This window comes from Arthrobacter sp. ZGTC412, from assembly GCF_002929215.1.
Classification (GTDB): Bacteria; Actinomycetota; Actinomycetes; order Actinomycetales; family Micrococcaceae; genus Arthrobacter.
In genome coordinates, this window is the sequence record NZ_PJII01000013.1 from 34,906 (window position 1) to 60,063 (window position 25,158).

Below are 25,158 nucleotides of genomic sequence, written 5' to 3' on the forward strand. Positions count from 1 at the left end.
AGCTGATAACGTCACGTACGGCTTGGCGGTAGCGTCTACTGCGCGCGCCGTTCAGGGGCTGCAGGCAACAGCAAAGGGACCGGGCGCATGGAGAAACCGTTAGTCAGCACAATTCCCGCACCTCCGGCCGCCGCACCTGGACGTATTGCCGGACCGACCCACGGCACCCCAGACCCTTCCGGGCGGGACCGGTACCTGGACCTGCTGCGCGCGCTCGCCCTGATCCGGATTGTCGCCTACCATACCTTCTCCGGCGTAGCCTGGCTGAGTCTGGTCTTCCCTTCCATGGGCGTCATGTTCGCCCTCGCGGGATCCCTGATGGCGCGCTCCCTCGAGCGGCCTGCCTTGGGTGTTCTGAAAAGCAGGGCCCGGCGCCTGTTGCTGCCTTTGTGGGTCTACAGCGCCACAGTTCTGATTCTCCTGCTCTGGCAGGGCTGGACTCCGGACCAGGAAGAGGGCCGCTCCTGGCCCGAAATCCTTTTGTGGTTCATCCCGCTCGGTGACCCGCCCTACCCGGTAAGCGTTGGTTCTGACGCAGGCCTGGTCGATAGCTTGTGGGCCCACGAGGCCGGAGTCATCCTCTGGTACATCCGTGCCTACTTCTGGTTCATGCTTTTGTCTCCCCTGCTGCTCGCGGCCTTCCGCCGGCTGCCGTGGATTACGCTGGCGGCACCGCTCGGGATCATGGTGCCCATCGCCGCCGAATGGGTGACGCTGCCCGACTGGGCGGACAGTGGCGTCACCGACTTTGCCACCTACGGCTCCTGCTGGGTTCTCGGCTTCGCCCACTACACCGGCATGCTGCGCAGGATCCCGTGGTGGATCGTATTCTCAGCCGGACCGGTGATCATGGCTCTCGGCTTCCTCTGGGCCGCACCCCAGCTTGAAGAGACGGGCTGGGACCTGAACAACATTCCCTGGGTAGAAGGCCTGTGGGCCCTGGGGTTCTGCGCGATGCTCCTGCGGGTCTCCCCATCCTGGAAGACGCTGCCCCGGCCGCTCAGGATCCTCGACAGGCCAGTCACCCTCATCAACAACAGGGCCGTCACCATCTATCTCTGGCATACCCTGCTGCTGTCGGTCTCTTACGCGATCGTCGACAGGCTCTACAACAACGACCAGATTGCCGAGGCCATGCCCTGGCTGCTGGAGAGCGAGTGGACCCTTTTCGTTGGCATCTGGCTGCTCCTCGCCATCGTGTTCCTCACTATCGGCTGGGCCGAGGACGTGGCTGCCAGACGGACCCCGCAGCTCTGGCCGGACAGATAACGTCCGCTGTCCGCCTTCGAGTCCTCGGTTCTTGGAAAAAGCTGGGGTTGTGCGGCACGCAGCCCAGGCCCTGAAGCAGGGATGCAGGGTCTTCCCAAGGTCGATCCGCCACTGTGACGGTGGCGGGGAAATCCACTTCTCGGCCTGGCCTTGAAGGTACTGGGGGCCATTAATGGAGAGTCATCTGAGGAGTCACCATGTTTTCCAAATCTGTTGACCGGCCCGAGATGCCAGACGGAGCGCGCCGCGCCCGCCGGACAGACCGCCAGCCAATGACTACAACCGCCCGCCGTCTTGCCGCTGTGGTCTCCGGCGCGCTGCTGGCCGCATCGCTTGCACCGCTCGCTGCCCTTCCGGGCAGCGCTGCCACAGCAGGCATGGGGCCGGTGGATGAGACAAACGGGTTTCCCACCTGGTATTCGGACGGGACCGTCCGCCTGCAGCTCTGCTACGAAGCAGGGAAGGGCTGCCTTGTCGAACCACCCAACCCGGACCTGCCCGCATCTTACCCGGACAATTTCCCTGACGAAGCCTTCTGGTTCGCAGCTGAGGCGTCCAGCGGCAACCTGGGCCTTTATGAAGCCGCTCTCGAAGCAGCACATGCCAATGAAGCTGTGATCGACGGCGATCAGATGGGATTCGGCAGGCTGCGGTTCCGGCTGGACGGGCTTCAGGCCGGACAGTCCTACACGATCACCCACCCGTACGGGGTCCACACCTTCGCGGCCGACAACTTCGGGGAAATCAACGAGACCCTCGATCAGGGCGCCTGCGCCCCGAACGAGACGACGGCCTGCGACTGGGCAGGCGTCGGCGCCGGCTTCCTGGGAGATTACCGTGCCGGTTCAACAGCCACTTTCCTCAAGCAGGTCGGGGCACCTGCCGGCACCATCGGCGACATCAACACCGCCCGGGCCGTCACCGGCGCTCCCTCAGGCAACAACTTCGTGCGGGTTGACGGACCGAACGCCGGTGGACCCGGCGTTGACACACTGACGGTCAGCACCTTCACCGTCCAGGGCCTCATCGCCGAGGGCACCGAAGGCGGTCCCTCGACGCCGGATCTGGCCGCAGCCAGCGACAGCGGCCGCTCCTCAGCGGACAACGTCACCAACGTGACCGCGCCGACCCTGTCCGGTACGCTGCCGGCGGGCACCACAGGGCCGGTTGAGCTGGTGGTCAACGGCGGTGCAGCCCAGGCAGCCACGGTTACCGGCTCCACGTACTCCTTGAAGCTGGCGCCGCTGGCCCAGGGACGCCACACCGTGCAGGCCCGTGCCGGAGCCCTGACCTCCGGCACACTCACCTTCACCGTGGACACGACGGCGCCGGCTGTCGCCGTGACGGCTCCATTTCCGTCCACGCCCAGCCTGGACAACACTCCGACGCTGAACTTCAGCAGCGCTGATCCGCAGGCACGGTACGAATGCCGGCTGCTTCCCACCAACGGCGACTGGGACCCGACCTGCACGTCGCCGAAGACCTGGGACGCCCAGACCAACGGCTTCTTCACCTTCAGCGTCCGCGCGACGGACACGGCCGGAAACACGGGTGTTGTCGCCAACCGGAACGTCCGAATTGGTACGGGTACCGGCGTCACCAGCACCGCGCGGGACTTCAACGGCGACGGGCGTGCTGATCTCGTGGCACGCGACTCAAGCGGAGTGCTGTGGACCTATCTCGGCAACGGCGCAGGCAGCTTCCCCAACCGGATCAGGGTCGGCGCCGGCTGGAACGTCATGAACTCGATCAGCGCAACCGGCGACCTTACCGGTGACGGCCGTGCTGACATCGTGGCCCGCGACTCCAGCGGAGTGCTGTGGACCTACCGCGGCAACGGCTCCGGCACCTTCCCCACCAGGGTTCGCGTTGGGGCAGGCTGGAACACCATGAAGAACATCAGCGCAGCCAGTGATGTCACGGGCGACGGACGGAATGATTTGCTCGCCACCGACTCCCAGGGAGTCCTGTGGAGCTACGCCGGCAACAACACCGGCATCTTCCCGTCCCGCATCAGCGCCGGCGCAGGTTGGGGCGCCTTTGCGGTCAACGCCGCCGGTGACCTCAACCGGGACGGCAGGGCCGACCTCGTGGCCCGCGACGCCAGCGGAGTTCTGTGGTCCTACATGGGCAACGGCGCCGGCGCCTTCCCCGCCCGGGTCAGTGCAGGCGCAGGCTGGAACACCATGAATGCCATCAGCGGCGCTGCGGACCTCAACAGCGACGGACGTGACGACCTCGTGGCCCGCGACAGGAGCGGAGTTCTCTGGTCCTACCTGGGCAACGGCGCCGGCACCTTCCCCACCCGGGTAAAGGCCGGCGGCGGCTGGAACATCATGAACGCCCTCAGCTAAGGCACTGCATAGTCTGACCAATGCAAGTACCGCCCGCGTACATGGAGTACGCGGGCGGTACTTGTCTGGACGCCTGTCAGAGCCGAGCGTCGATATGGCTCTGCACGATGGCAGCGAGTGTCCGGAGTACCTGCTGCTCGGACGGCGGGAAGGCCCGGGGTTTTTGGTCGATGATGCACAGGGTTCCGATGTTCCAGCCGCGCGGCCCGTGCAAGGGATAGCCGGCGTAGAAGCGGATGTGCGGCTCCCCCACAACCAGCGGATTGGACGCGAAACGTTCATCCTCAAACGTGTCGTTACTGATCAGCATCGAGTTGTGTTCCACCGTTGCCGCGCAAAGCGCAATCTGACGGGGAGTCTCCTCGCGGAGGGGCCCGAAGACAGACTTGAAGTACTGGGCGTCTTCGGCGATAAGTGACATTGAGGCAGCACCAACGTTGAAGAATTTCCTAGTGGCAGCCACAATCCGGTCAAAGGTCTCCTCCCGCCCGCTGTGCAGAAGGTCCGTTTCGCGCAGAGATTCCAGGCGTTCCGCCTCTGCACGTTCAGGAGTCAGCAGGAAGCTCCCTGCGGCGCCCAGGGCCGAGAACGCGTGCTCACGGGTCTTCTTCCGGCTGGCCGGCCTGGCTGCACCACGGCCGGGTTCAAGCCTCGGCCAGGCCAGCGCACCATGAAGGTACGCGTCCAACTCGAACTCCGACCACTGGGAGCGGCCGCGATTAGCAGGCAAAAGTTTCCGGGGATCTACACCGATTGTGGCAGCGAGCTCAAGCCGCCGCTCCATCTCTTCATCCACACCGTCCAACTCCAAACCACATCGCACTTCACGAACCAAGTTTTTCCGCAGCTGCGCAAAAACCATGTTGATAAGGCTACTTACTACTTCACCTCCAAGGCTACCCCGCCCACACAAAAAGGCATGCGTATCGGAAACTGGCAATGGAGTCGTGACCCAATTTGTCCTCAACTACTCATAGGATTTCTTGCATGAGGATTGCCGTTGCAGGGGGAACAGGAACCGTGGGGCGCCACGTCGTCGAGATAGCACGCGAGCGCGGTCATGACGCCATCAGCCTGAGCCGATCCGAGGGCGTGGACCTGGTGAACGGCCGCGGCCTCGACCAGGCGCTCCAAGGTGCGGAGACAGTCATTGACGTGTCCGGCATCCAGACCATGTCCACCAAAAAGGCAGTGGACTTCTACACCAATGCCACCCAGAACCTGCTGGCGGCGGAGAAGAAGGCCGGCGTGCGTCACCATGTGGCGCTCTCCATCGTGGGCATCGACAAGGCAACCTCGGGACTGTACGCCGGAAAGTTGGTGCAGGAGGACGAAGTCAGGCACGGCGGAATACCCTGGTCCCTCCTGAGGTCCACGCAGTTCCACGAATTTGTACCGATGGCAGTCAGGGCCGTCTCGGCCGGGCCGCTGGTTCTGGTCCCGAAAATGTTCACCCAGCCGGTGGCTGCCCGGGAAGTTGCCGAAGCCTTGGTGATTGCAGCAGAGACAGGGCCTAAGGGGCGGCTCCCCGATCTTGGCGGGCCCCGCGCCGAAAAACTTGCCGACCTGGTCCGCGCTTACCTGCAGAAGACGGGCAAGCGGAAGCGCATCGTGCAGCTGAATGTTCCCGGCCGCATGGGCAAGGCAATGCGGAAGGGCGGGCTGATTCCCAAGGCGGGTGCCGACGTCGGACGCCAGACATTCCAGGAATGGCTGGAAACGCACCAAGACAAGTAGCCCCCGCAGGGGTAAATTCGAGTACCCGCTACTCGTGCCCTCCCCCGCAGCCCCGCCTAGATTCGAAGTGCAGCCCGCGAATTACTCGCGCGGGCGAGGTTCGAACGGGGGCGTGACGGTGACGGTACATGTGGCGGGCGCCAGCAGCCGGGTAGTAAAGGCCGACGGCGGAAGGCGGGCGGCGGCGGGCTCCGCCGGCTTGGAGCCGTGGCCTGAGCCGTCCGGGTTCCTGCTGGACCTGGTCACGGACGTAGCGACCGGCGTCGACTCCCTGCGGCGGCTCGCTGAGACCGCGGCAGTGGCCCTCACGGGGTACACCGGGGTCCAGATCGACTGCGCCGCCACTCTCACCACGCCGCAGGGCGCTCCGATCCGGGCGGCCAACAACGGCCGTGCGGCTGCCCTTGCGGCTATGGAAAAGGATCTCGACGACGGCCCTTTGGCCCAGGCCATAGAGGCAGGCAGTCCCGTGGTTGTGGCGGCCGACGGCGGCCCTCCCCTGCGGTGGCAGGCTTACCGGCAGCGGTGCCTCGACGCCGGCTACGGCGAGGTCCTCGCCGTTCCGGTCCGGCTCGACGCCGGAATGTCTTGCGCGCTGGCTTTCTTTGCCCCGCCGGAGGTCCGGTTCGCACCTGAGGCGGTCAGCCAAGCAACGTGGTTGGCGGGCGTGGCGGGAAGGAGCCTGAGGCTGGCCCTTGAGGTCCAAAGCGTCCGTGCGGCCGGGGACAACCTGAAGGCCGTCCTGGAAAGCCGGACCTCCATCGACGTGGCCTGCGGGGTGATCATGGGCCGGAACCGCTGTTCCTATCCGGACGCGTTCAGCATGCTCGCCGGTGCCTCAACCCGCAAGGGCCTGCTGGTGCGCGAGGTGGCCGAGGGAGTCCTGAACAATCTTCCAAGCGGCGCACCGGGAACCCGGTTCGAGGTCTGAACAGGAGAATACCTGCATGGAGATCACGCTCGGTGAGGTGCCTGTGCACTACGCGGAGCACGGCAGCGGCATGCCTGTTCTCGCTCTGCATGGCGCAGGTGTGGATCATCGAGAGATCGCCGGCGCCCTTGAACCGGTCTTCGGAGACGTCCCCGGTTTTCGGCGCCTGTACCCGGACCTGCCCGGGATGGGCCGCACCCCGGCGCCGGAAACGATCACGAGCAACGACGACGTCCTGGACCTGCTGCTCCGGTTCATCGACAGCACTATGGGTGGTGAACCGTTTCTTGTCATCGGCCACTCCTATGGCGGGTACCTGGCCCGTGCGATTGCAGGCCTGAAACCCGAACAAGCCGCAGGGCTGGCGCTGATCTGTCCGGTCGGTGCGCACACGCTCGATGTCCCGAACCATGAAGTCCTTGTCTCTTCGGCCGATCTGCCCGCCGGACTGGACCCCGATCTCGAGGCGACCTACCGCGACTACTTCGTGGTGCAGACCGCCGAAACCCTGCGCCGGTTCCACGAGCGTGTGGCTCCGTCGGTGGAACTTGTTGACGAGCCGGGCCTGACGCGGATCTTGTCGCATGCGTCTTTGTTGAGTGGCTCGCGCGGGTACGTGAGCGGAGCTAGGGCTGGCTGTCAATGGTCCGTGGTCGCCGGGCTGTGTCCAGGTGCTTCCGGAGGGCGTAGGACGTCTGTCCGGCACGTTGCTTGATCCGATGCAGGTAGTCCACGGCGAGCCGGGGCAGGGCAACAGCCGGATCAGATACCCGGGTACCTTCACGCTGGGCTGCCTCAAGGTCAGCGGCCAGGGCGGCAAGGCGTTCGGCGCCCACCATCTGGCTGGCGGTCTTGAGGCTGAGGACCGCATCCATGGCGCCGGCGGCATCACCGGTAGTCAATGCCACGCGCAGCTTTTCGATTCTCAGGGGCAGGGCCGTGATGAAGTTCTGGACAAACACCCTCCAGACGTCGTATTCACTGAGGTCCTCGCGGAGCCTCTCCAGCACTACGTGGTCCAGGAGGGGCTGGGGGGTTCCTGGGGAGCTTATCCAGGCCGACGTTCCGCCCGGGTGGGGGCTACTGGCCTTGTGCAGTGGAGTGGTAGTAGTGGTCATGCTTGGACGGTACGGAGTGGATACTGGGGGAACCCTGCGGCCGCACCTTGAGGTTTCCTAGCGGGTCCAAGGTCTTTTTTGGTCCTGAAGAAATGGAAGGCCCTGATAGGCTTGTGGTTCGCTTGGTGTCCGCGTGCAGGGCATCGAGCATGGCTGCTGTAGCCCAACGGCGGATTATTGCACCCTGTTGAGAAGAGCCGCAAATGGCGCGATCACGTCTTTTGGGACGCTATGGCAAAGCTCGTAGCTCCGGGGCACCAACTGCGCATGACGGGCCCGGCGGCTGCGGATTACATCCTGACCAGCTACCCGGCCCTGGTCTGAGCATATTGACGTCGTTAACGGACACCTACGTCCCCTGGGACGTTCACCAGCCCCGCGGGAAACGCCCGTGGTGCGCAAGCTGCGATACGGACCTGCACCTCGTCGCTGAATTCCCGGCCGTCAGAGGCAGGCAAAGCGGGACACTCGCCGTCGCCGTCCGCTGTTCGCAGTGCCGCTTTTCACGCGTTGTGGACACCACCGCGGATCACGTCGCAGCCCTACCCGGGCTATCATTCGAACCCAGGACAGAGCAAAGGAATACCCAGGACATGACTTTCATCAACAACACCACCGGGTCCAAAACCACTCTCAATGGCGGGCACATGCACCTGGCCAGCCTTGAGGACCTTGACCTCACGCCCGCCGGCCTCGCTGACGCCCCCGCACGCGAAGAAGACCGCGAAAGCATCGTGCACACCGGCAACAGCTAACAACCTGCAGAACCCCAGGCGGAAAATCAGCCCGGACAAGGGAAAGCCCCTCCTAGGAGGGGCTTTCTACGTAGTGGTCAATTGTCTTCTGATATAGGTCAGCGGTGATGCACTCCCCCTTCCCGGACGCCCCCTAGCGCCCATCCGGACTATGACAAGAACAGACTTTAGTAAATTGGCCCCGGGCTCGTAAAGGGGTTCTGCGAAGAAAATTTTAGGAACCGCAAGAGATTAGCTTCATAGGGTTTTCTCAGGGTGGCGGCGTTATGCTGCTCGCTATCTGGCCGCAGACGAGACGATTGGACTGCGAAGATGCCCAACACCAGCACTGCCGCCGGGAACGTACGGCTCACGGCATGGCGATCGACTGTCGCCCTTTTGGCCTCTGCCCTGCTCTGCCTGGTGGCCGGATGCGGGGCGGAGGGCCCTGTTCCACCACCACCTGTCCCCACCGTAGAGGTGGACGATCTGAGCATCGCCGTCCCCGGCTACGTCGATCCGAGTGACTCGGGATACTGGCAGTCTGTCATTGAAGCCGCTCCGCAGGTCCGCGATGTCATCGTCAACGCCGACAGCGGACCCGGGGCGGTGGTGCACGAACCGTACGTCCAGCTGATCGGGACCCTGCGCGATGCCGGTGTCAGGGTCCTGGGCTATGTGTCTACAGGCTGGGGCGAACGTGACCCCAAGACGGTTTACTCTGAAATCGACCGCTGGCGTGAGTGGTACGGCGTCGACAACATTTTCATGGACGAAGCAGCATCCGTTCCAGAGGAGGTGGGCACCTATGCCGACTACTCCGCCACGGTCCACGAAGCCGGCGGCATGGTGGTGCTCAACCCGGGGCTCATCCCCGACCGTGGCTACTTCGAGTACGCCGATGCCATAGTGACGTTCGAGGATTCAGCTAATAATTACTTCGCCACGCGGACCCCGCAGGGCTGGCTTCAGGCGGAGACAAACACCGAGGTGTGGCACATTGTCATTGGCGCCCCGCTGGACCAGCTTAGTGGCGTGGTGGACCGCGCCCGCCAGCACGGAGCCGACAAGGTCTACGTGACCGACGACGTAGCCCCGAATCCGTACGACCGCCTCCCTCGATACTGGTCGGGCCAGCTGGACGCAGCCACGAAGTAGGAGATGCAGGCGGAGGACTGCGGTGAGCAACCTCACTCAATGTGCGGTGTGGCGTTGACGTAGGTACTGTTCTTCGGGTGCTAAAAGACACGAGACATATCCTTGCCCCCATGCTCACCCTCGCTGTGGCCGGCGGGCTGCTCGTCGGCGTTTCCGCTCCCGCCGGCGCCGCTTCCTGGCCACTCGGCTGGTGGAACTGGATCACCGCCAACGCCCAGTCCGCGGCTTCTGCGAAGACTTCCGCAACTGCGGTGAGCCGGACGCCCGCACCGGCTCCGTCAACGTCCGCTCCTGCTGCCGCTCCGACGACGACGTCTCCCGCTGCTGTTCCCGTAAAGCCGGCCCAGGCCAAGGTTCCCGCTCAGGCGAAGCCGGCTCCCTCACAGGTTCCCGCTCCCGCGAAGCCAGCCCCGGCCAAGGTCCCAGCTCCCGCGAAGCCCGCTCCCGTGCAGGTTCCCGCCAAGGCAGCTCCCGCTGCGTCGGCTCCTGCGCCGGCAGTCCCCGCGGTTCCGGCTCCCGAACCCGCTGCGCCGGTTCCCGCTCCCGCGGCGCCGGCCCCCGCCGCCAGCGGCACGCCGTCCAACGCCGTGGCCCTGCGGTCCTTCGAGCTCATCAATCAATACCGGTTAACCAACGGCCGCGCTGCCCTGCGCTACAACACCGGGCTCGAAACCGTGGCACAGAACTGGTCAACCACCATGATGAGGGACATCAACGCCAAAGGCCGCGATGGTTTCCGGCACAACCCGGACGCGAGCGCCCAGATCCCGTCCGGCTGGACCCGTACCGCGGAGAACATCGCCGTGAACGCCGACGCCGATGCGCTCTTTGCCGCGTGGAAGGCGTCCCCCGGCCATAACGCCAACATGCTCAACGCCAACCTGACTGACTTCGGCTTCGGTTCGGCCCGGCTTTCCGCCGGTTCCCCGTACGGGGCGCAGTGGGTCGCCACCCAAAACTTCGCCACCTACGGGAAGTAAGCAAAAGGAACGACGGCGGGTGACCGCCGTCGTTCCTTGTCTTCAGGGATGCGCCTCACGAGGCAGGCAGCGAATGTCGCGCGCAGCAGCACCCGAAGGTCAGCGGCGACCCGGTCGCCCCGCTAGAGCTCGTGCACGTCTGCGTCGTTGCGGCCCAGCGCGGGGCTGTTGGCAAGTCCAGCCGGTCCGCCATCCCGTGAGCTGCAGGCGTCGCAGCGTCCCACGAATTGATGAGGGCAGTCCGAGTTCTGGCCGTCGGCGGATGGGAGCGTTACATGCATCGGCTTGGCTAGCGCATCAGGGCGTAGGCCACGGTGGCTACACCAACCAAAAGGACGACACCAAACAGGGCGAACTTCTGCACGCCCCGCGTGGCTTGTTGAGGCTGTCTTCGGCGCCCGTGCTTCCGCGCTATAACCTGTGCCATGCTTCACCCTAGCCAACTTCAAACCCGTTCACCCGCGTACAGCGGTACTTGTCTTTTAGTATCGGAGTTACTTGGCGTGGGTATGATCGGGCCTGCACCACCGCTCAAGATGCGATCGTCGCCCACATGACGTCGGCGAAAAGGGAGACCACCATGACAGCGAGTTCGATCATCGAGTACATCGACAGGTACGACGGTGATGTACGGGATCGGCTGCTGACCGTGTACGAACTGATCAAATCGGCCGTACCCGATGAAGCGGTGGAATCCATCAGCTGGCGTATGCCCACCTTCAAACTTGGCACCGAGCCGTTGTTCTTCTTCACCGGAACAAAGCGCCATATCGGGTTCTAACCGACTTCGGACGCGATCGCGCATTTCTCGACTGAGCTGGCCGCATATGGAACCACCGAGCACGCTATCCAGCTGCGACATGATGCCCCGCTCCCCACCGAGCTCATCCGCGAGATAATCGCCTGGCGGCTACAGCAGCTGCCGTCAGGCAGGGTTTGAGTCAGCCGCCCCGGCGCACAGCATTGTTGGTGAGAAACCGGCCAGTCCTCATTGGGTCAGGCGGGCCCAGGACTCCAGGAACTTCTCAGCAATGTAGGCTTGGCCGGCGGTGTTTGGGTGGACGCCGTCGAAGTTGAAGTCCGGACTGTTGGCACTCGTAAACCAGCCAGCCTCGAGGGCGTTAACAAATGGAGCGTTGGCAGCTGCGGCACCAGCGCGGACAGCGCTGTTCGCGCCCCGCAGTTCCTCGGCGACGGGCTGGGGCGCCGATGGCCCAAGCACCACCACCTGGACGCCCGGCCAGAATCTGCGGGCCGCCTCGATGGTCTGAGCCGTGGCAGCTTCAACTTCATCGGAGTTGGGGATTAGGGCATCGTTTTGTCCGCCTTGAAGAAAAAGGACGTTCGGCACGAAGGCCGGGTTAGCAGCAATCTCCCGCAACCGGACTTCGTACTCCCTGCCCAGCTCGTCCTGCTCCCCACCGCCCCAGGCGAACCCGGTTCCTGGCACGCCATCAATGTTGGTGGGGTATCCGAGCTGCCCGGCAACGAGGTTCGCCCACCCTTGGTCCGGCTGATCTGCACCAACACCGGCAGTGTACGAATCACCGACAATAAGGAGGACGGGCTCGGCCGGCAGCTCAATTCCGGGCTGTCGGGCGGTTGCAGTAGCCGTTGGCGTGGGTGTCGGTGTGGCTGTGGGGGTCGGAGACGCAGTAGCCGTGGGTGTCACCGCCGGGGAACTTGCCGGCACAGGGACGGATTCGACGGCGCCGCGCGGACCCATCAAGGCGATGGCTGCCACCCCGAAGGCGGCCACTGCCAGCACAAAAAGTGCTGCGTACTTGATCCACTCATGCTTGGCCACGCTAAGTCCCGCCGAATCTTGTCACCGGCACATCCTACCGGCTCGACTTGCAGCGCGGATGGCATAGCGGATGGCATGCTCGTCGACCCTTCCCCGGGAAAGATGCCCCTCAGGATTGATCTTCCATGTGCAGGGTTGTGGCCCCGCTGGTCAAGAAAAAGCAGGAAACTTAGGGGAAATTGGTGCGCCAGGGTAATGGACAACAAAACTTATTACCCGTTTCATGACACCTGACAGAGGCCGAAAACATCATCGAACAGGTAGTCACTTTTCTCTTTACCGAGTAGTAACGGTAGTCCGGCGGTACTTGGTTCGAGTAGTAATTACTCGTGCCACGAGTACGTTGACCGTGGTCGGCTTAGGTGACCAGGGGCAAACTAGAGCGAACTGCCATTTAGCCCGTCGCCAGTCATTCAACTATCGGACGCATTTGCAGTCCAGGGGACAAAATATGACATCGAGAACCGATAATGTTGTGCGCCCAAATTCGACTACCGACATTCATTGTGCGGCGGGTAACCCGCCATCCCCCATGGCGCCGGAGATTACCGAAACGGCCGTCGTTGCACAGAAGTTGACGGAACCCGCCTTCTCCTTTGACGTTGCCATCCTTGGTCTCGGGTATGTCGGCTTGCCGACGGCCCTGGCCCTCAACGCGGCAGGGCGAAGGGTGCTAGGGCTGGATGTCTCTGAGGAACGGTTGGAGGTGATCCGTTGCCAGCAAGCTGACTTACTGCCATCTGACAAGGCGCGCATGGTGAATGCCCTGCGCAGTCCCGATTTCACGATGAGCGCCAACCTCTCCTTGTTGGCAGAAGCGGCGGCCGTCATTGTGTGCGTGCCCACACCTGTGGATGCGTACATGGTTCCAGACCTAGGCATTCTGAGGGCCGCCTGCGCCTCAGTGGTGCAACATGCTGTTCCCGGGCAGCTTTTGATGTTGACGTCGACCACATACGTCGGTTCAACCCGCGACCTTCTTGCACTTCCGCTTGCTGCGAAGGGTCTGATTCCCGGGCAAGACGTGTTTGTCGCTTTCTCGCCTGAACGAATAAATCCTGGTGTAGACGCATTCTCGCATGAGGACGTCCCAAGGGTTGTAGGCGGGACCACTCCTCTTTGCGGAAAAAAGGGAGCGGAACTGCTGGGGTTAAGCGCCCAGAGTGTTCACGGCGTCCCCTCCCCGGAGGTGGCAGAAATGACGAAACTGGTTGAAAATACCTTTCGTGCAGTAAACATCGCATTAGCCAATGAATTCGCGGACATATGCCGCGAACTCGGCTTGTCGGTGATCGATGTCATAGATGCTGCGTCCACGAAGCCATACGGATTCATGCCCTTCACACCCGGCCCGGGTGCCGGTGGGCACTGCATACCCTGCGATCCCCACTATCTGTTGTGGCAACTGCGTAAGGCGCGAGTCGGAGCACCGCTGGTGGAGCATGCGATGACTGGTCTTGCCGGCCGTCCGCTCAAAGTTGTGGAACGGGCCCGGCGGATACTGTCAGATCGAAACCACGGTGTCTCGGGATCGCGTGTGCTCGTTCTTGGAGTGGCCTACAAACCGGACGTCGAAGACCTCAGGGAATCGCCGGCGCTGGAAATTATTGCAGCGATGATTGCGGACGGAGCGGAAGTTGCTTATTACGATCCCTGGTGCCCCAGTGCCCCTGATGGCAACGGAGGGCAGCTGAAGTCGATTACCGCCCCGGAAACCTGGAATGCAGACCTAGTGATACTGCACACAAGGCATTCTGTAATGGATGTAGATTGGCTGGCGGATGCGCCAGCCGTACTCGACACTACTTACCGGCTGCCCGAGCACGCCAACGTAAGCCGGCTCTAGATGAGTCGGCAATCGGTGGCTCCGCGTTCTGCCCAGGCGCTGGTACCGGCGGGGCATGGCGTTGAAGATCTCGCACCTGCGGTACCAAGGAGGCCGCGGGCGGCTTTCCGGCGTGGCCGGGAAGCCAAAAGGGCGCCCCTCCCGCGCCTGCGGCTCGAACGAGGTGTTTTATACCTTGCGCTGACAGCCATCGTCGTCGTGATCTGCACACTCAAGGCCCTGACCGTAAACAACTTCGAAGACTCGCCCTTTTGGGCGACGTACAGCATAGTTGTACTGATTTTCATCTTTGGCAGGTTCGGCTTGGCATGGCGCTACCGCCCAAGCTTCAGCGCTGGGGTGGCAACATACCTGCCATCCGTTGCGATCATTGTGCCGGCCTACAACGAACAGGACGCAATTGCTGCCACGCTCCGGTCCTGCCTCGCGGCGGACTATCCCAGCCATCTAATTCAGGTGGTGGTGGTCGACGACTGCTCCACGGATATGACGCTCGATAGGATCCGCGAAGTGGAAGCCGAATTCCCTGGCCTTTTGGTGGTTGCGGCTGAGGTGAATCGCGGGAAGCGCCATGTCATGGCGGCGGGGATGCAGGCCGCGCGGGACGCGGACATTTTGGTCTTTATCGACTCGGATTCCATCATCGAACCCGGCGCTGTACGGTCGCTTGTCCGCTACTTCGAGGACTCCACGGTCGGCGCCGTCTGCGGACACACCGATGTGAGCAACAAGACAACCAACCTGCTAACCCGTATGCAGGCGATGCAGTACTACATCGCCTTCAACGTCTATAAGTCGGCGGAGGCGCTTTTCGGGTCGGTCACCTGCTGTTCGGGTTGTTTCTCCGGGTACCGGCGTAGCGCCATCGAACCTATCACCGCAGCCTGGGTGGGGCAGCAATTTCTGGGTCAGCCGAGCACATATGGAGATGACCGCAGCCTCACCAACTTCCTGCTTCCGAACTGGCGGATACTCTTTGCTCCGGATGCCAAGGCACAAACTGCAGTGCCGGACCGGCTGTCCAAGTTCTTACGCCAGCAGCTCCGTTGGAAAAAGAGCTGGCTGCGCGAGTCAACCCGGGCAGTCAGGATAATGTGGCGAAAGCCGCCCCTGATGGCCATCTTCTTCTATCTCGGCGTGCTGCTGCCATTCGTCGCCCCCCAGGTTGTATTCAGGGCATTTTTCGTCTCGCCGCACTTTCTGGGATCTGCACCGTTCTGGTACCTGGGCGGAGTTGCTGCTGTCGCCCTCTTCTACGGCCTGTATTACCGACTGAAAACGATGGAACCGGAGTGGTATAAGGGCATCTTATTTTCACTGTTCTACGTCACAGTTCTCGTGGCACAACTGCCTTACGCCCTCCTAACCATTCGTGACTCGAAGTGGGGCACCAGATGAGCAACCGCGTTTTGACCCCGAAGCCGGACGGCTCTCCTCGGAACTCATCGAAGGGCCGCGACCTATGGCACCGCGTGGTGTCAATGTTTATTAGCTTTGCCCTGGTTGCCGTCGTTGTTGGATACGTTGTGGGTCCGGCGGCTTGGCAGTGGACGGCAGCGACTGACCGCCAGGCTGAACTCAGCGACTACACCGACAGGGTCTTCGAGCAGTTCACGAATATTTCAGCGCCGCCCTCCGACACGGATCTGGTTGCCCAGCTCAAGGCCGCCTCTACAAGCCCACAAGCGGGACCAATCGTCCTGACGTACCACGACATCGGCTATAACAGCAGTGAATATACAGTCACGCCGGAGGCCTTCGCATCGCAGATGCAGCTGTTGGCCGACGCCGGGTGGCAGACACTGTCGGCTGGTCAACTAAGCGACTGGCTCGATGGCAAGCCGCTGCCCCCGCACTCTGTTCAGATCACCTTCGACGATGGAGCACACGGCATTTGGCAATACGCCGACCCGATCCTGGCCCGCAACAACCAGCGTGCTGTGGCATACGTCATCACCGGGTTTGTCGGAACCCGGAACCCGTATTATGCAACGTGGTCTGAGCTCACGCGCATGCATGCCAGCGGACGCTGGGACATTCAAGCACATACCCATTTGGGACACATCGAGATACCAACGGACGCGGCGGGCCACACCGGGCCGTTCCTGACCAACCTCCAGTACCTCCCCGAAGCAAACCGGGTGGAAACGCCAAGCGAGTTCCGGACGCGCGTATCGGAAGACCTCCTGGAGTCCAAGAAGCAGCTTGTCACGCACGGCTTTCCGGAGCCACAGTTCTTTGCCTATCCCTTTTCAGCGCACACCGAGGTTGCGGGCGTAGAAGGGGTTTTGGGTGAAGCCGTCCAGTCGCTGTTCAAGGCCGCCATGCTTGACACGCCCCGTGCGGCTGTTGCCACCAGGCCATCGGAGCTCGCGGTTGGCAACGTGGACCGCATGGACATGACGTCCGACGTTTCGATCGAAACTTTTGCCGAACGCATTTTGGCGGTCAGCCCCATTAGCCCGGCCGGCGTCCAGCCCCTGTCCATAGCTAACCAGTGGACCACCTACACCGAAGACCACGTCCGGTTGACCATGGACGACAGCGGCGGCGCCGTAATCGACCCGGGACCCCTTGGTTACGTCGGTCGTCTCTTTGCCCCGCTCAAGACGGGGCTTTGGAATCGCTACACCGTGGATGCCGTTCTTGGTGGGTTCGGAAGGGCCGGGGAGGGTACGGCAACCGGTTTGACCGTGCTGACCAAAGATCCCCAGCAGGTAGACATCTCGGTATCAGCGGACAGCTACACGATCTCCCAGTTGAAGGGGACCGAAGTCCGGGTGCTCGCCCAGGGGAAACTGCCGGTCGCCGGCAGCCACCAGGCAGAAGTCGCTGTCGATTTTGGAAGTGTCACTGTCAAAATCGACGGGCGACAAGTCAGCTCTACCCCGCTGGTTCGCAGCGGAACCTACGTGCCGGCTGGTGGCATACAGCTAACGGGCTACCGGCAAACGGCGGAAAGCCCCGTTCCTCGGGTACTCGAGCTGTCGGTGCGCTAGGAGCCAGGGATGGTGCTGGGACACATGACATTGAGGGTGGCAGCCGCGTTCCTGAGCGCCCTGGGCGTGTTTGCGTTGTGTGGATGCGGGGGCACGGATGCTACAGAATCTGTTCAAGGGCAAGGGGACGCCTACGACGCGGCGGTCCTCGCAGACCGGCCGGTTGCCTACTGGCCCATGGCCCATGGCCCATCGGGCACCGAACCGGACAAAACTGGGTCCGGGCATAACGGCCGGTATGGCAGTTCGCTGGGCGACAACAGCACACTCCCCAATGGCTCGGCCGCTGCCACTTTTACGGGTGAACAGTATCTGGAGGTACCTGATGCCGAAGACCTTCGGCCCGCGACCACTGGTGAATTGACCATCGAAGGCTGGATTCGCCCTGACACGCTTGCCTTCCGGAATGAGGAAAGCACAGGATACGTCCACTGGCTGGGTAAAGCCGGCGGCGAGCAATACGAGTATGCGGCCCGGATATACTCGGCCGGCAACGCCGAAGAAAGGGAAAACCGGATCTCGGGTTACCACTTCAACTTGCCCGGCGGACTGGGTGCCGGATCCTACTTCCAGGACCCAGTCACGCCGGGGAAATGGATTCACTATGTCCTCGTCATCAACAGGACCGCGTCCAGTGATGAATATCCGCATGGCTACACAAGCATTTACAAGGACGGGGTGTTGCGGGACCAGGACGATCTGAGCATCGACGGCAACCGGGTGGCCGCCGAACCGGGGCATGCGCCCCTGCGCATCGGAACGAGTGACTTCGCGTCTTACTTCGAAGGGGCCGTGGGCAACGTGGCCGTCTATAACTACGAACTCCCGCAACCGCAGATCCTTCGTCATTACCAGTTGATGACAGGGCAAGGGTACACAGAGGGAGCATCCCTCGGCCGCTAGTGGCGGTGCCGCCGAAGGGTTAAGCAACCGTGACCTTCCGGTCGTTCCTTCGGTGCACAAGACCGATTACTGTCAACTCCACCATCGGGGACGACGGAAGAGGCACGATGAGCATCGACATCGAAATTGGCAGCAGCCTCAGCAACGAGGACGCAGCGCATTTTGCGGCCAAGACCGCGGCAATCACCACAGCGATGCAACGCGTACGGGAAAGGCACCCGGCATACAGCTGGGTGTGGACAGACGAGATCCGCTGCAGGGGATGCAATGCCAGCCTCGACATACCGATACTCGCCAGCACGAACGCCAACGCGGACAGGGCTTTTCAGGCACATCAGGCCGCCCAGCTGGATGCCTTGTTGGCCGCTGACGGCATGACCGCCGCGAACCGTGAATTGTAGGTACGCCTAGTGTTCCCGGCGGGTCTCCTGGAGCCGCTTGATGAACCAGCGCGACTGCTCCGGCCCGTAGGGCAGAACCGGGATGGCCTTGGTGGCATCGTTCGGGGTGTCGCGGATGGACCCGCGGGCCTGGCGTACCGCGGTGGTCATGGTGTTTGCCATGGTCTTGACGAACTGGTCGCTGCACGGCTTCCCATGCCCCGGGATCAGGAACTCGTAGCGGTGGCGGAGGGCTGAGATGTGCCGGAGCGCGTCCGCCCACTCCTCCGGGTACGAGTCCTCGAAGGACGGGTGGGCGCCCTGCTCTACGAGGTCACCGACGTAAAGAGTAGTGGGGGTGCCCACCAGCAGGTCGCCGTCGGTGTGGCCGCGGCCCAGGTAAAACAGGGTGGCAGTCAGCCCGCCAAGATCCACCAGCACAGGCTGGTCCTTCACGATGGCGTTAGGGACCACGAGTTCCACGTCCTGGCCCTCGCCAACAGACATCTCCGGCTCCAGCGTCCCCACGAAGCGGCGCTGGAGGTCCCCGCGTTCATTGATCTCCGTAGCGCAGTTCTGGTGCGCCCAGAACTCGGTGACGCCCGCCGCCGCGAACTCGGCGTTGCCAAAGAAGTGGTCGTAATGGGCGTGCGTGTTAACAACCACGAGCGGCAGCTGGGTCTTCCCCCGCACCGCGTCCAGGATCTCCCGCCCCTGCCGGGGCCCGCAGCCGGTGTCGATCACCATGGCCCGCTCGGATCCCACGATCAGTCCGGTGTTCAGAAGCGATCCTTCGGTTACCAGCACATAGTTGTTCGCGCCGACTTCGAGCCATTCCGACATTGTTTCTCCGTACCTCCGGCAAAGCAGTGTTCGTTCGTCTAGCCGTCGATTCTACCCAGCACTTCTTGGAGTTGCCGGAAAACACTCGGAGAATAGCTTCCCAGCGGACGACGGCGGCACGCACCGCCGTCGTACGCCTTACCTATGACGGCATCCTCCCAGGCGGGCAGCGAGGCATTCCGCCGCTACCCTCGCCCGGCAAACAGAACTGAGGCCACGTGCCGTGCAGCCTCCCGCGGATCGGCCGGCAGTCCGGCAGGCAGGTTGCCGCTGAGCCAAAGCGTGGCGAAGCCGTGCACCAGGGACCACGCCGCCAGTGCCGCGTCTTGCGACGCCGGACCTGGTTCCGTGGCCGCGAACGGGGCCACCCCCCGGCGAAGGGACTCGCCCGCGAGCGCCTTCGCAGCGATCAACTCCGGGTCATCTGCCCGGTACAGCTCCGGCCGGAACATAACGGCGAAATGGGCCGGGTGCCCCACGGCGAAGCCGACATAGGCCACGCCCACCTCCAGGAAGTCGCCCGTTTGCTGCTGTGCCTCAGCCAGCGCGTCTGCCAGGAGCCCGAAGCCCTGAACCGCGACGGCGGTCAGCAGACCTGCCTTGTCCCCGAAGTGGTGGGCGGGGGCGGCATGGGAGACACCTGCGCGCCGGGCGAGGTCACGCAGGCTCAGCGCCGACGGGCCGGACTCGGCAATGACGTCAAGGGCAGCACTGATGATCGTGCTCGGGAGGTTCTTGTGATGGTAAGTGGCAGGCGTGCTCATAGCCCAAGCCTAGCGTCGATCTAGCCATTGACAAGTTTGCGCTCCTGAGTAATCTAGTCAGTGTCAAGATCATTCGATGCACCTGAAAGGAACGCATCATGGCACCACTTATCACCCTCCTGGCCGTCACCCTCCTGCTGCGCGCCGCCGGCGTTGCCGGCATCCGGGGGCTCCGGTCCTGGCACACCAGCCTGCGCGGCGGGTTGGCGGCCATGTTTGCCCTTACCGGGGTGGCACATTTCAATGACATGCGCGGTGACCTTATCGCCATGGTGCCGCCTGCCCTGCCCCATCCCGAACTACTGGTCACCGTGACGGGTGTGCTGGAACTGCTGGGGGCCGCGGGTTTGCTCCACCGCCGGACCGCGCCCTGGGCGGCCGGCGGGCTGGCCCTGCTGATGGTGGCGATGTTCCCCGCGAACGTCTACGCCGCGCTATCCGGACTCATGGTCAACGGGGCACCGGCCACGGCGCTCCTGCCGCGGACGCTGATGCAGCTGGTATTCATCGCCGCCGCGATCGCCGTGGTACTCCCCTACACCAGGACGCTGGCCCGCCGCCGATCAGCGCACCCTTACAGTGCCGCGCGCCAGGAACCACAAAGCCTTCACAAGTAAGGCAACATGCCGCGGCGGCGGGGTCATCGGAGATTTTCCGGCGAGCCCGCCGCCGCGTGGGCTGCAGAAGACGTACGACGGCGGCACGCGGCCGCCGCCGTACGGCCGCCTTCCGGCGGGAGTCCCGGCATCAATTGAGAGAGCGTTTGAGCTAAACCGACATCAAGTGAGCGAGGGTTGGAGTTAGACCGACATCAATGGAGCGAGCGTTGGAGTTTAATCGACATCAAGTGAGAGAGCGTCGGTTGGGGGGTTAGATGTCGGCCAGGAGGCTGTTCGGGTTTTCGAAGGCGTCGGCCACGAAGCGGAGGAAGCCGGCGGCGGTGCCGCCGTCGCAGACGCGGTGGTCGAAGGTGAGCGTCAGCTCGGTGACCTTCCGGACTGCCAGCTCGCCGTTCACTACCCACGGCTTGTCGATGATCCGGCCCACCCCGAGGATGGCCACCTCCGGGTGGTTAATGATCGCCGCGGAGCCGTCCACGCCGAACACGCCGTAGTTGTTGAGGGTGAAGGTTCCGCTGCCCAGTTCGGTTGGCGTGGCCTTACCCTGGCGGGCGACGTCGGTCAGCCGCCGGATCTCCGCGTCCAACTCGCGCGCAGTCAGCTTCTCGGCCGCGCGGACTGACGGCACCACGAGGCCCCGGTCGGTCTGGGCGGCGATGCCGAGGTTGATGCCGTCGAACGAGACGATCTCCTGGGATCCGTCTGCCGCGGTTTCGATGCGCGTGTTCAACTCCGGGTACTTCTTGAGCCCGGCGGTGACAAAGCGCGCGATGAACGCGAGCAGGCCAGGCACCTGAGAGCCGCCCGCCTTGAGCCCTTCGCGAAGCTCAATCAGCGCTGTTGCGTCGACATCCACCCAGACAGTTGCCTCGGGAATTTCCGAGCGGCTCCGTGCCATGTTGGCGGCGACTACCTTGCGTACTCCCTTGACAGGCGTCCGGGAGGAGATGGCCAAGCCCGTCCGGGCATCGGCGCCCTTGGTTTCAGTGCCCTGAGTTTCGACAGGCTGAACCACCGGGCTCGGCTCAACCGCCGGCCGAGGCTCAACCACGGGCGTAGGACTGGTGATGGCCGCTTCAACGTCGCGGCGCATGATCAGGCCGCCCTCGCCGGAGCCGGGGAGTTCGCCGAGGTCGACGCCGTGCTCCCGCGCCATACGCCGGACCAGCGGGGAGATCACCGCACCGAGCTTACCGGGGACCCGGGTGCGCAGGAGCGAAAGGTCCATGTCGGCACTCGCCGCCGGCCCGCCGTCGGCCGCCCCATCCTCCAAGGGAAGGGTAGTGATGGCGGCAGCCGCCGATGACTTGCGTGCCCGGGTCCGCCGGGCAACGCCGTGGCCGCCGGGAGTACCGTAACCGATCAGAACATTGCCGGATCCCGCCTTTTCCTCTTCGCGGTACAACTCAGCTTCGGCCTGGGCGGGGGTTTCGACAGGCTCGTCCAACGGGTCGCCAAGTTCTGTTTCAGCAGGCTCAACCACCGGAGCGGCAGGAACACCAGCCGGCGTCACCGAAATCAACGGCTTCCCCACGTCCAGCGTCTCGCCCGGCTGCCCGTGCAGCTCGGCCACAATGCCGGCATAAGGAGAAGGCACCTCAACAGTGGACTTCGCGGTCTCCACCTCGGCAATCGGCTGGTCAACAGAAATCTCGTCCCCCACCGAAACGTGCCAGGACACCAGTTCGGCTTCGGTCAGGCCCTCGCCCAAGTCCGGCAACAAAAACACACGCGTTTCACTCATGGTCAGTTCTCCCACTGAAGGTCGTCGACGGCGTCGAGGATGCGGTCCACGCCGGGCAGGTAGTACTTTTCAAGCTTCGGCGCCGGGTACGGGATGTCGAATCCGGTGACGCGGCGGATGGGCGCGGCCAGGTGGTGGAAGCAGCGCTCCTGCACCCGGGCCACGATCTCGGAGGACACGGAGGCGAACCCGTGTGCTTCGGCAATCACCACGGCCCGGCCGGTCTTGCGCACGGACGCGGCGACCGTCTCGTCGTCGAACGGCACAATGGTGCGCACGTCGATGACTTCCAGCGAGCGCCCCTCCAGCGCAGCCGCCTCGGCGGCGGCAAGGGCGGTGGGGACGGAGGGCCCGTAGGCGATCAGCGTGGCGTCGGTTCCGGGACGGGCGACGGCGGCACGGCCCTCCGAGGACGTCCCCGCCTGGGCAGCGGCGGAGTGAGCGGTACGGAGCTCGGCCAGGTCAACCAGGTCCTTGGACCAGTAGAGCTTCTTCGGCTCCATAAACACCACGGGGTCATCCGAATCGATGGCTTCGCGGAGCATCCGGTACCCGTCCGCCACGGTGGCCGGGGTGAAGACCTTCAGGCCGGCGGTGTGGGCGTAGTAGGCCTCGGAGGAGTCGCAGTGGTGCTCCACTCCCCCGATGCCGCCGCCGTAGGGAACCCGGATCACCATGGGCAGTTTCACGGCGCCCTTGGTGCGGTTGTGCATCTTGGCCACGTGGCTGATGATCTGCTCGAACGCCGGGTAGGCGAACGCGTCGAACTGCATCTCGATCACCGGGCGCATCCCGTTGATGGCCATGCCCACGGCCATGCCCACGATGCCGGACTCGGCCAGCGGGGTGTCGAAGCAGCGCTGCTCCCCGAATGTGGCGGTGAGCCCGTCGGTGATGCGGAAGACCCCGCCGAGCGTGCCCACGTCCTCGCCGAAGACCAGGACGGAGGAATCAGCATGCATGGCGTCGGCCAGTGCGGTGTTGAGGGCCTTGGCCATGGTGACCGGCTGGGGGCCGGTGGCTTCCGCGCTGGCGGCGGCCGAGGCGGCTGCCCGGGCGGTGGCGGCGCTGACGTTGCCGTTGGCCTCGGACGATGTGGTGATGGTGGGGCTCACTTGCCGGCCTCCTGGGATGCGGATGCTGCGTCGCGGGCGAGTTCGTCGGCGAGCAGGGCGGACTGTTCCTTCAGCTGGGGTGTGGGCGCGGAGAAGACGTGGCGGAAGAGTTCCTGCGGGTCCACCGGCACGTCCTCGCTGAGCCCCTCGCGCAGCTGGGTGGCCACGGCTTCGGCATGCTCGACGATCCGCGTCTCGACGGCGTCGTCCAGCAGGCCGCGATCTGTCAGGTAGGCACGCATCCGGTTCACCGGGTCTTTGGCCCGCCACTCCGCAACCTCGCTGTTCTCGCGGTAGCGGGTGTCGTCGTCGGCATTGGTGTGGGCCTGCATGCGGTAGGTGTTGGCTTCGATGAGCAGGGGGCCGGAGCCTTCCCTGGCCAGTTTCACGGCCCGGTCCAGCACCGCGAGGAGCGCCACGACGTCGTTCCCGTCCACGCGTTCACCGGCCATCCCGTAGCCCACGGCCTTGTGCGCGAGCGACGGCGCCACGGACTGGTGTGCCAGTGGCACCGAGATGGCGTACTTGTTGTTCTGGACGAAGAAGATGACGGGCAGGTGGAAGACGGCGGCGAAGTTCAGGGCCTCGTGGAAGTCGCCTTCGCTGGTGGCGCCGTCGCCGCACATGGCCAGCACCACGGTGTCCTCGCCGCGGAGCTTGGCAGCGTGGGCGACGCCGACGGCGTGCAGCAGCTGGGTGGTCAGCGGCGTGCACTGGATCCCCACTTTGTGCTTGAGGGGATCGAACCCGCCGTGCCAGTCGCCGCGGAAGATGGTCATCACCTGCACGGGATCAACGCCGCGGGTCATCACGGCCACGGCGTCGCGGTAGGTGGGGAACATCCAGTCGCCGTCGGAGAGGCACAGCGCGGCGGCCACCTGGCAGGCTTCCTGGCCGTGGCTGGACGGGTACACGGCCATGCGGCCCTGGCGGACCAGTGCCGAGTTCTGGTCATTGACGCGGCGGCCGACGACGAGCTGCTCGTAAGCTGCCAGGAGTTCGGCATCGCCGGGCAAGGGGTACTCGTGGCCGGGTTCGGTGCCCTGCTCGCCTTCGGGCTTGAGCCGGCCGTCCGGGTCCACCATTTCGATCTGGTGCCGGGCCGGGAGCATGTAGTCCTCAGCGGAGATGCCGAACTTTTTGGCAGTCTCCGAGAGGGCGTTCCCGGTAGGCGCCATGCTGGCCTGTTGCGGTGCGGTGTGGTTCGCGGAGATCGTCATCGGTTCCGTCCTTCTGTTGCCACTATTACTCCCCAGTATCCGCCCGGAGCAGGTTTCGTATCCAGCACCTCGAGGAATCGTGGAGAAGCTGCACGGTTCTGCCTACACTGGGAGACGAATTGTAAGTGTGAGGCAGGTTACTGACAGGGGCCGTGGACAAATTGGCAACCAGGGATGCGTCGACAGAACCCGTCCCGCTGGACGACATCGATCGCCGGATCATTTCAGAGCTCACCCGGGACGGGCGGATGTCCGTCACGCAGGTGGCCGAGAACGTTCATATCTCCCGGGCGCACGCGTACACCAGGATCGGCAGGCTCACGAGCGAGGGGGTGCTGTCCAGGTTCACGGCGCTGGTGGACCCGATCAAGGCCGGGCTCCGGTCCTCCGCCTACGTGACGTTGAAGCTAAAGCAGGACGCCTGGCGTGAACTGCGCGACCAGCTCGCAGTGATCCCCGAGGTGCACCACGTGGCCCTGGTGGGCGGCGACTTCGACGTGATCCTTCTGGTCCGGGCCGTGGACAACATCGACCTGCGGCGGGTCATCTTCGACCAGTTGCAGTCCATGCCGGGAGTGCTGGATACGCAGACGTTCCTGGTGTTCGAGGATCTGGATACTCGCTGAACATTGGAGA

General features: G+C 63.8%; 24 protein-coding genes. 16 read left to right on the plus strand and 8 right to left on the minus strand.

What is annotated here, in order from left to right; translation table 11 throughout:
* Window positions 1–87: 87 nt before the first annotated feature.
* Together CXQ88_RS14540 and CXQ88_RS14545 are read left to right on the plus strand one after the other, a co-directional pair.
* The gene (locus CXQ88_RS14540) at window positions 88–1,269 is read left to right on the plus strand and encodes an acyltransferase family protein (RefSeq protein WP_104044867.1); all 1,182 of its coding nucleotides are present in this window, start codon (window positions 88–90) and stop codon (window positions 1,267–1,269) included.
* A 197-nt stretch (window positions 1,270–1,466) separates the two neighbouring features.
* Window positions 1,467–3,623, plus strand: coding sequence for a VCBS repeat-containing protein (locus CXQ88_RS14545; protein WP_104044868.1), 2,157 nt, complete (start codon window positions 1,467–1,469; stop codon window positions 3,621–3,623).
* A 76-nt stretch (window positions 3,624–3,699) separates the two neighbouring features.
* On the opposite strand, the gene CXQ88_RS14550 is transcribed toward CXQ88_RS14545, so the two are convergent.
* Window positions 3,700–4,419, minus strand: a complete 720-nt coding sequence (locus CXQ88_RS14550; RefSeq protein ID WP_181037535.1) for a GAF domain-containing protein — start codon at window positions 4,417–4,419, stop codon at window positions 3,700–3,702.
* 191 nt (window positions 4,420–4,610) lie between these two features.
* On the opposite strand from CXQ88_RS14550, the gene CXQ88_RS14555 reads away from it, so the two are divergent.
* The 3 genes from CXQ88_RS14555 to CXQ88_RS14565 all read left to right on the plus strand — a co-directional run bounded on the left by CXQ88_RS14555 (window position 4,611) and on the right by CXQ88_RS14565 (window position 7,006).
* Entirely contained in the window at window positions 4,611–5,360 is a 750-nt protein-coding gene (locus CXQ88_RS14555; RefSeq protein WP_104044870.1) for an SDR family oxidoreductase, read from the plus strand.
* 112 nt (window positions 5,361–5,472) lie between these two features.
* Window positions 5,473–6,291, plus strand: a complete 819-nt coding sequence (locus CXQ88_RS14560) for a GAF and ANTAR domain-containing protein (protein ID WP_258061887.1) — start codon at window positions 5,473–5,475, stop codon at window positions 6,289–6,291.
* 16 nt (window positions 6,292–6,307) lie between these two features.
* The gene (locus CXQ88_RS14565) at window positions 6,308–7,006 is read left to right on the plus strand and encodes an alpha/beta fold hydrolase (protein ID WP_258061888.1); all 699 of its coding nucleotides are present in this window, start codon (window positions 6,308–6,310) and stop codon (window positions 7,004–7,006) included.
* On the opposite strand, the gene CXQ88_RS14570 is transcribed toward CXQ88_RS14565, so the two are convergent.
* Entirely contained in the window at window positions 6,918–7,409 is a 492-nt protein-coding gene (locus tag CXQ88_RS14570; protein WP_104044871.1) for an Hpt domain-containing protein, read from the minus strand. The genes CXQ88_RS14565 and CXQ88_RS14570 overlap by 89 nt on opposite strands.
* 593 nt (window positions 7,410–8,002) lie before the next feature.
* Between CXQ88_RS14570 and CXQ88_RS21860 the strand changes: the two genes are divergently transcribed.
* From CXQ88_RS21860 to CXQ88_RS22390, 4 genes are all read left to right on the plus strand, one after another.
* Window positions 8,003–8,164, plus strand: coding sequence for a hypothetical protein (locus CXQ88_RS21860; RefSeq protein ID WP_181037536.1), 162 nt, complete (start codon window positions 8,003–8,005; stop codon window positions 8,162–8,164).
* A 312-nt stretch (window positions 8,165–8,476) separates the two neighbouring features.
* Window positions 8,477–9,301 (plus strand): spherulation-specific family 4 protein, encoded by an 825-nt coding sequence (locus CXQ88_RS14575; RefSeq protein ID WP_104044872.1) that lies wholly within the window; start codon window positions 8,477–8,479, stop codon window positions 9,299–9,301.
* 110 nt (window positions 9,302–9,411) lie between these two features.
* Window positions 9,412–10,281, plus strand: a complete 870-nt coding sequence (locus tag CXQ88_RS21865) for a CAP domain-containing protein (RefSeq protein WP_104044873.1) — start codon at window positions 9,412–9,414, stop codon at window positions 10,279–10,281.
* Between the two features lie 580 nt (window positions 10,282–10,861).
* Complete coding sequence (locus tag CXQ88_RS22390; RefSeq protein WP_258061889.1) at window positions 10,862–11,062, plus strand: iron chaperone; 201 nt, start codon at window positions 10,862–10,864, stop codon at window positions 11,060–11,062.
* A gap of 207 nt (window positions 11,063–11,269) precedes the next feature.
* On the opposite strand, the gene CXQ88_RS14590 is transcribed toward CXQ88_RS22390, so the two are convergent.
* Window positions 11,270–12,088: an SGNH/GDSL hydrolase family protein gene (locus tag CXQ88_RS14590; RefSeq protein ID WP_258061890.1), complete on the minus strand. Its 819-nt coding sequence runs from the start codon at window positions 12,086–12,088 to the stop codon at window positions 11,270–11,272.
* Between the two features lie 451 nt (window positions 12,089–12,539).
* Between CXQ88_RS14590 and CXQ88_RS14595 the strand changes: the two genes are divergently transcribed.
* From CXQ88_RS14595 to CXQ88_RS14615, 5 genes are all read left to right on the plus strand, one after another.
* Window positions 12,540–13,934 carry a nucleotide sugar dehydrogenase gene (locus CXQ88_RS14595; RefSeq protein WP_104044874.1) on the plus strand — a complete coding sequence of 465 codons (1,395 nt, stop codon included), beginning with the start codon at window positions 12,540–12,542 and terminating at the stop codon, window positions 13,932–13,934.
* Entirely contained in the window at window positions 13,935–15,332 is a 1,398-nt protein-coding gene (locus CXQ88_RS14600; protein ID WP_104044875.1) for a glycosyltransferase family 2 protein, read from the plus strand.
* An 83-nt stretch (window positions 15,333–15,415) separates the two neighbouring features.
* Entirely contained in the window at window positions 15,416–16,933 is a 1,518-nt protein-coding gene (locus CXQ88_RS14605) for a polysaccharide deacetylase family protein (protein WP_258061903.1), read from the plus strand.
* A 9-nt stretch (window positions 16,934–16,942) separates the two neighbouring features.
* Complete coding sequence (locus tag CXQ88_RS14610) at window positions 16,943–17,836, plus strand: LamG domain-containing protein (protein WP_104044877.1); 894 nt, start codon at window positions 16,943–16,945, stop codon at window positions 17,834–17,836.
* Between the two features lie 107 nt (window positions 17,837–17,943).
* Window positions 17,944–18,237, plus strand: coding sequence for a hypothetical protein (locus CXQ88_RS14615; RefSeq protein WP_104044878.1), 294 nt, complete (start codon window positions 17,944–17,946; stop codon window positions 18,235–18,237).
* Window positions 18,238–18,243: 6 nt separating this feature from the next.
* On the opposite strand, the gene CXQ88_RS14620 is transcribed toward CXQ88_RS14615, so the two are convergent.
* Window positions 18,244–19,059 (minus strand): MBL fold metallo-hydrolase, encoded by an 816-nt coding sequence (locus CXQ88_RS14620; RefSeq protein ID WP_104044879.1) that lies wholly within the window; start codon window positions 19,057–19,059, stop codon window positions 18,244–18,246.
* Window positions 19,060–19,244: 185 nt separating this feature from the next.
* Window positions 19,245–19,823, minus strand: coding sequence for a TetR/AcrR family transcriptional regulator (locus CXQ88_RS14625; protein ID WP_104044880.1), 579 nt, complete (start codon window positions 19,821–19,823; stop codon window positions 19,245–19,247).
* A gap of 98 nt (window positions 19,824–19,921) precedes the next feature.
* Here CXQ88_RS14625 and CXQ88_RS14630 point away from each other — a divergent pair, with 98 nt between their 5' ends.
* Window positions 19,922–20,440 (plus strand): DoxX family protein, encoded by a 519-nt coding sequence (locus tag CXQ88_RS14630; protein WP_104044881.1) that lies wholly within the window; start codon window positions 19,922–19,924, stop codon window positions 20,438–20,440.
* Window positions 20,441–20,693: 253 nt separating this feature from the next.
* Here the strand turns inward: CXQ88_RS14630 and CXQ88_RS14635 are convergent, their stop codons facing one another.
* The 3 genes from CXQ88_RS14635 to pdhA are packed head-to-tail and all read right to left on the minus strand — an operon-like array spanning window position 20,694 to window position 24,522.
* Complete coding sequence (locus CXQ88_RS14635; protein ID WP_104044882.1) at window positions 20,694–22,187, minus strand: dihydrolipoamide acetyltransferase family protein; 1,494 nt, start codon at window positions 22,185–22,187, stop codon at window positions 20,694–20,696.
* Between the two features lie 2 nt (window positions 22,188–22,189).
* Entirely contained in the window at window positions 22,190–23,302 is a 1,113-nt protein-coding gene (locus CXQ88_RS14640) for an alpha-ketoacid dehydrogenase subunit beta (RefSeq protein WP_104044883.1), read from the minus strand.
* Window positions 23,299–24,522 carry a pyruvate dehydrogenase (acetyl-transferring) E1 component subunit alpha gene (pdhA, locus tag CXQ88_RS14645; protein WP_104044884.1) on the minus strand — a complete coding sequence of 408 codons (1,224 nt, stop codon included), beginning with the start codon at window positions 24,520–24,522 and terminating at the stop codon, window positions 23,299–23,301. Before pdhA ends, CXQ88_RS14640 begins: the two co-directional genes overlap by 4 nt.
* Before the next feature lie 161 nt (window positions 24,523–24,683).
* On the opposite strand from pdhA, the gene CXQ88_RS14650 reads away from it, so the two are divergent.
* Window positions 24,684–25,148 carry an Lrp/AsnC family transcriptional regulator gene (locus CXQ88_RS14650; RefSeq protein ID WP_104044939.1) on the plus strand — a complete coding sequence of 155 codons (465 nt, stop codon included), beginning with the start codon at window positions 24,684–24,686 and terminating at the stop codon, window positions 25,146–25,148.
* Window positions 25,149–25,158 lie beyond the last annotated feature (10 nt).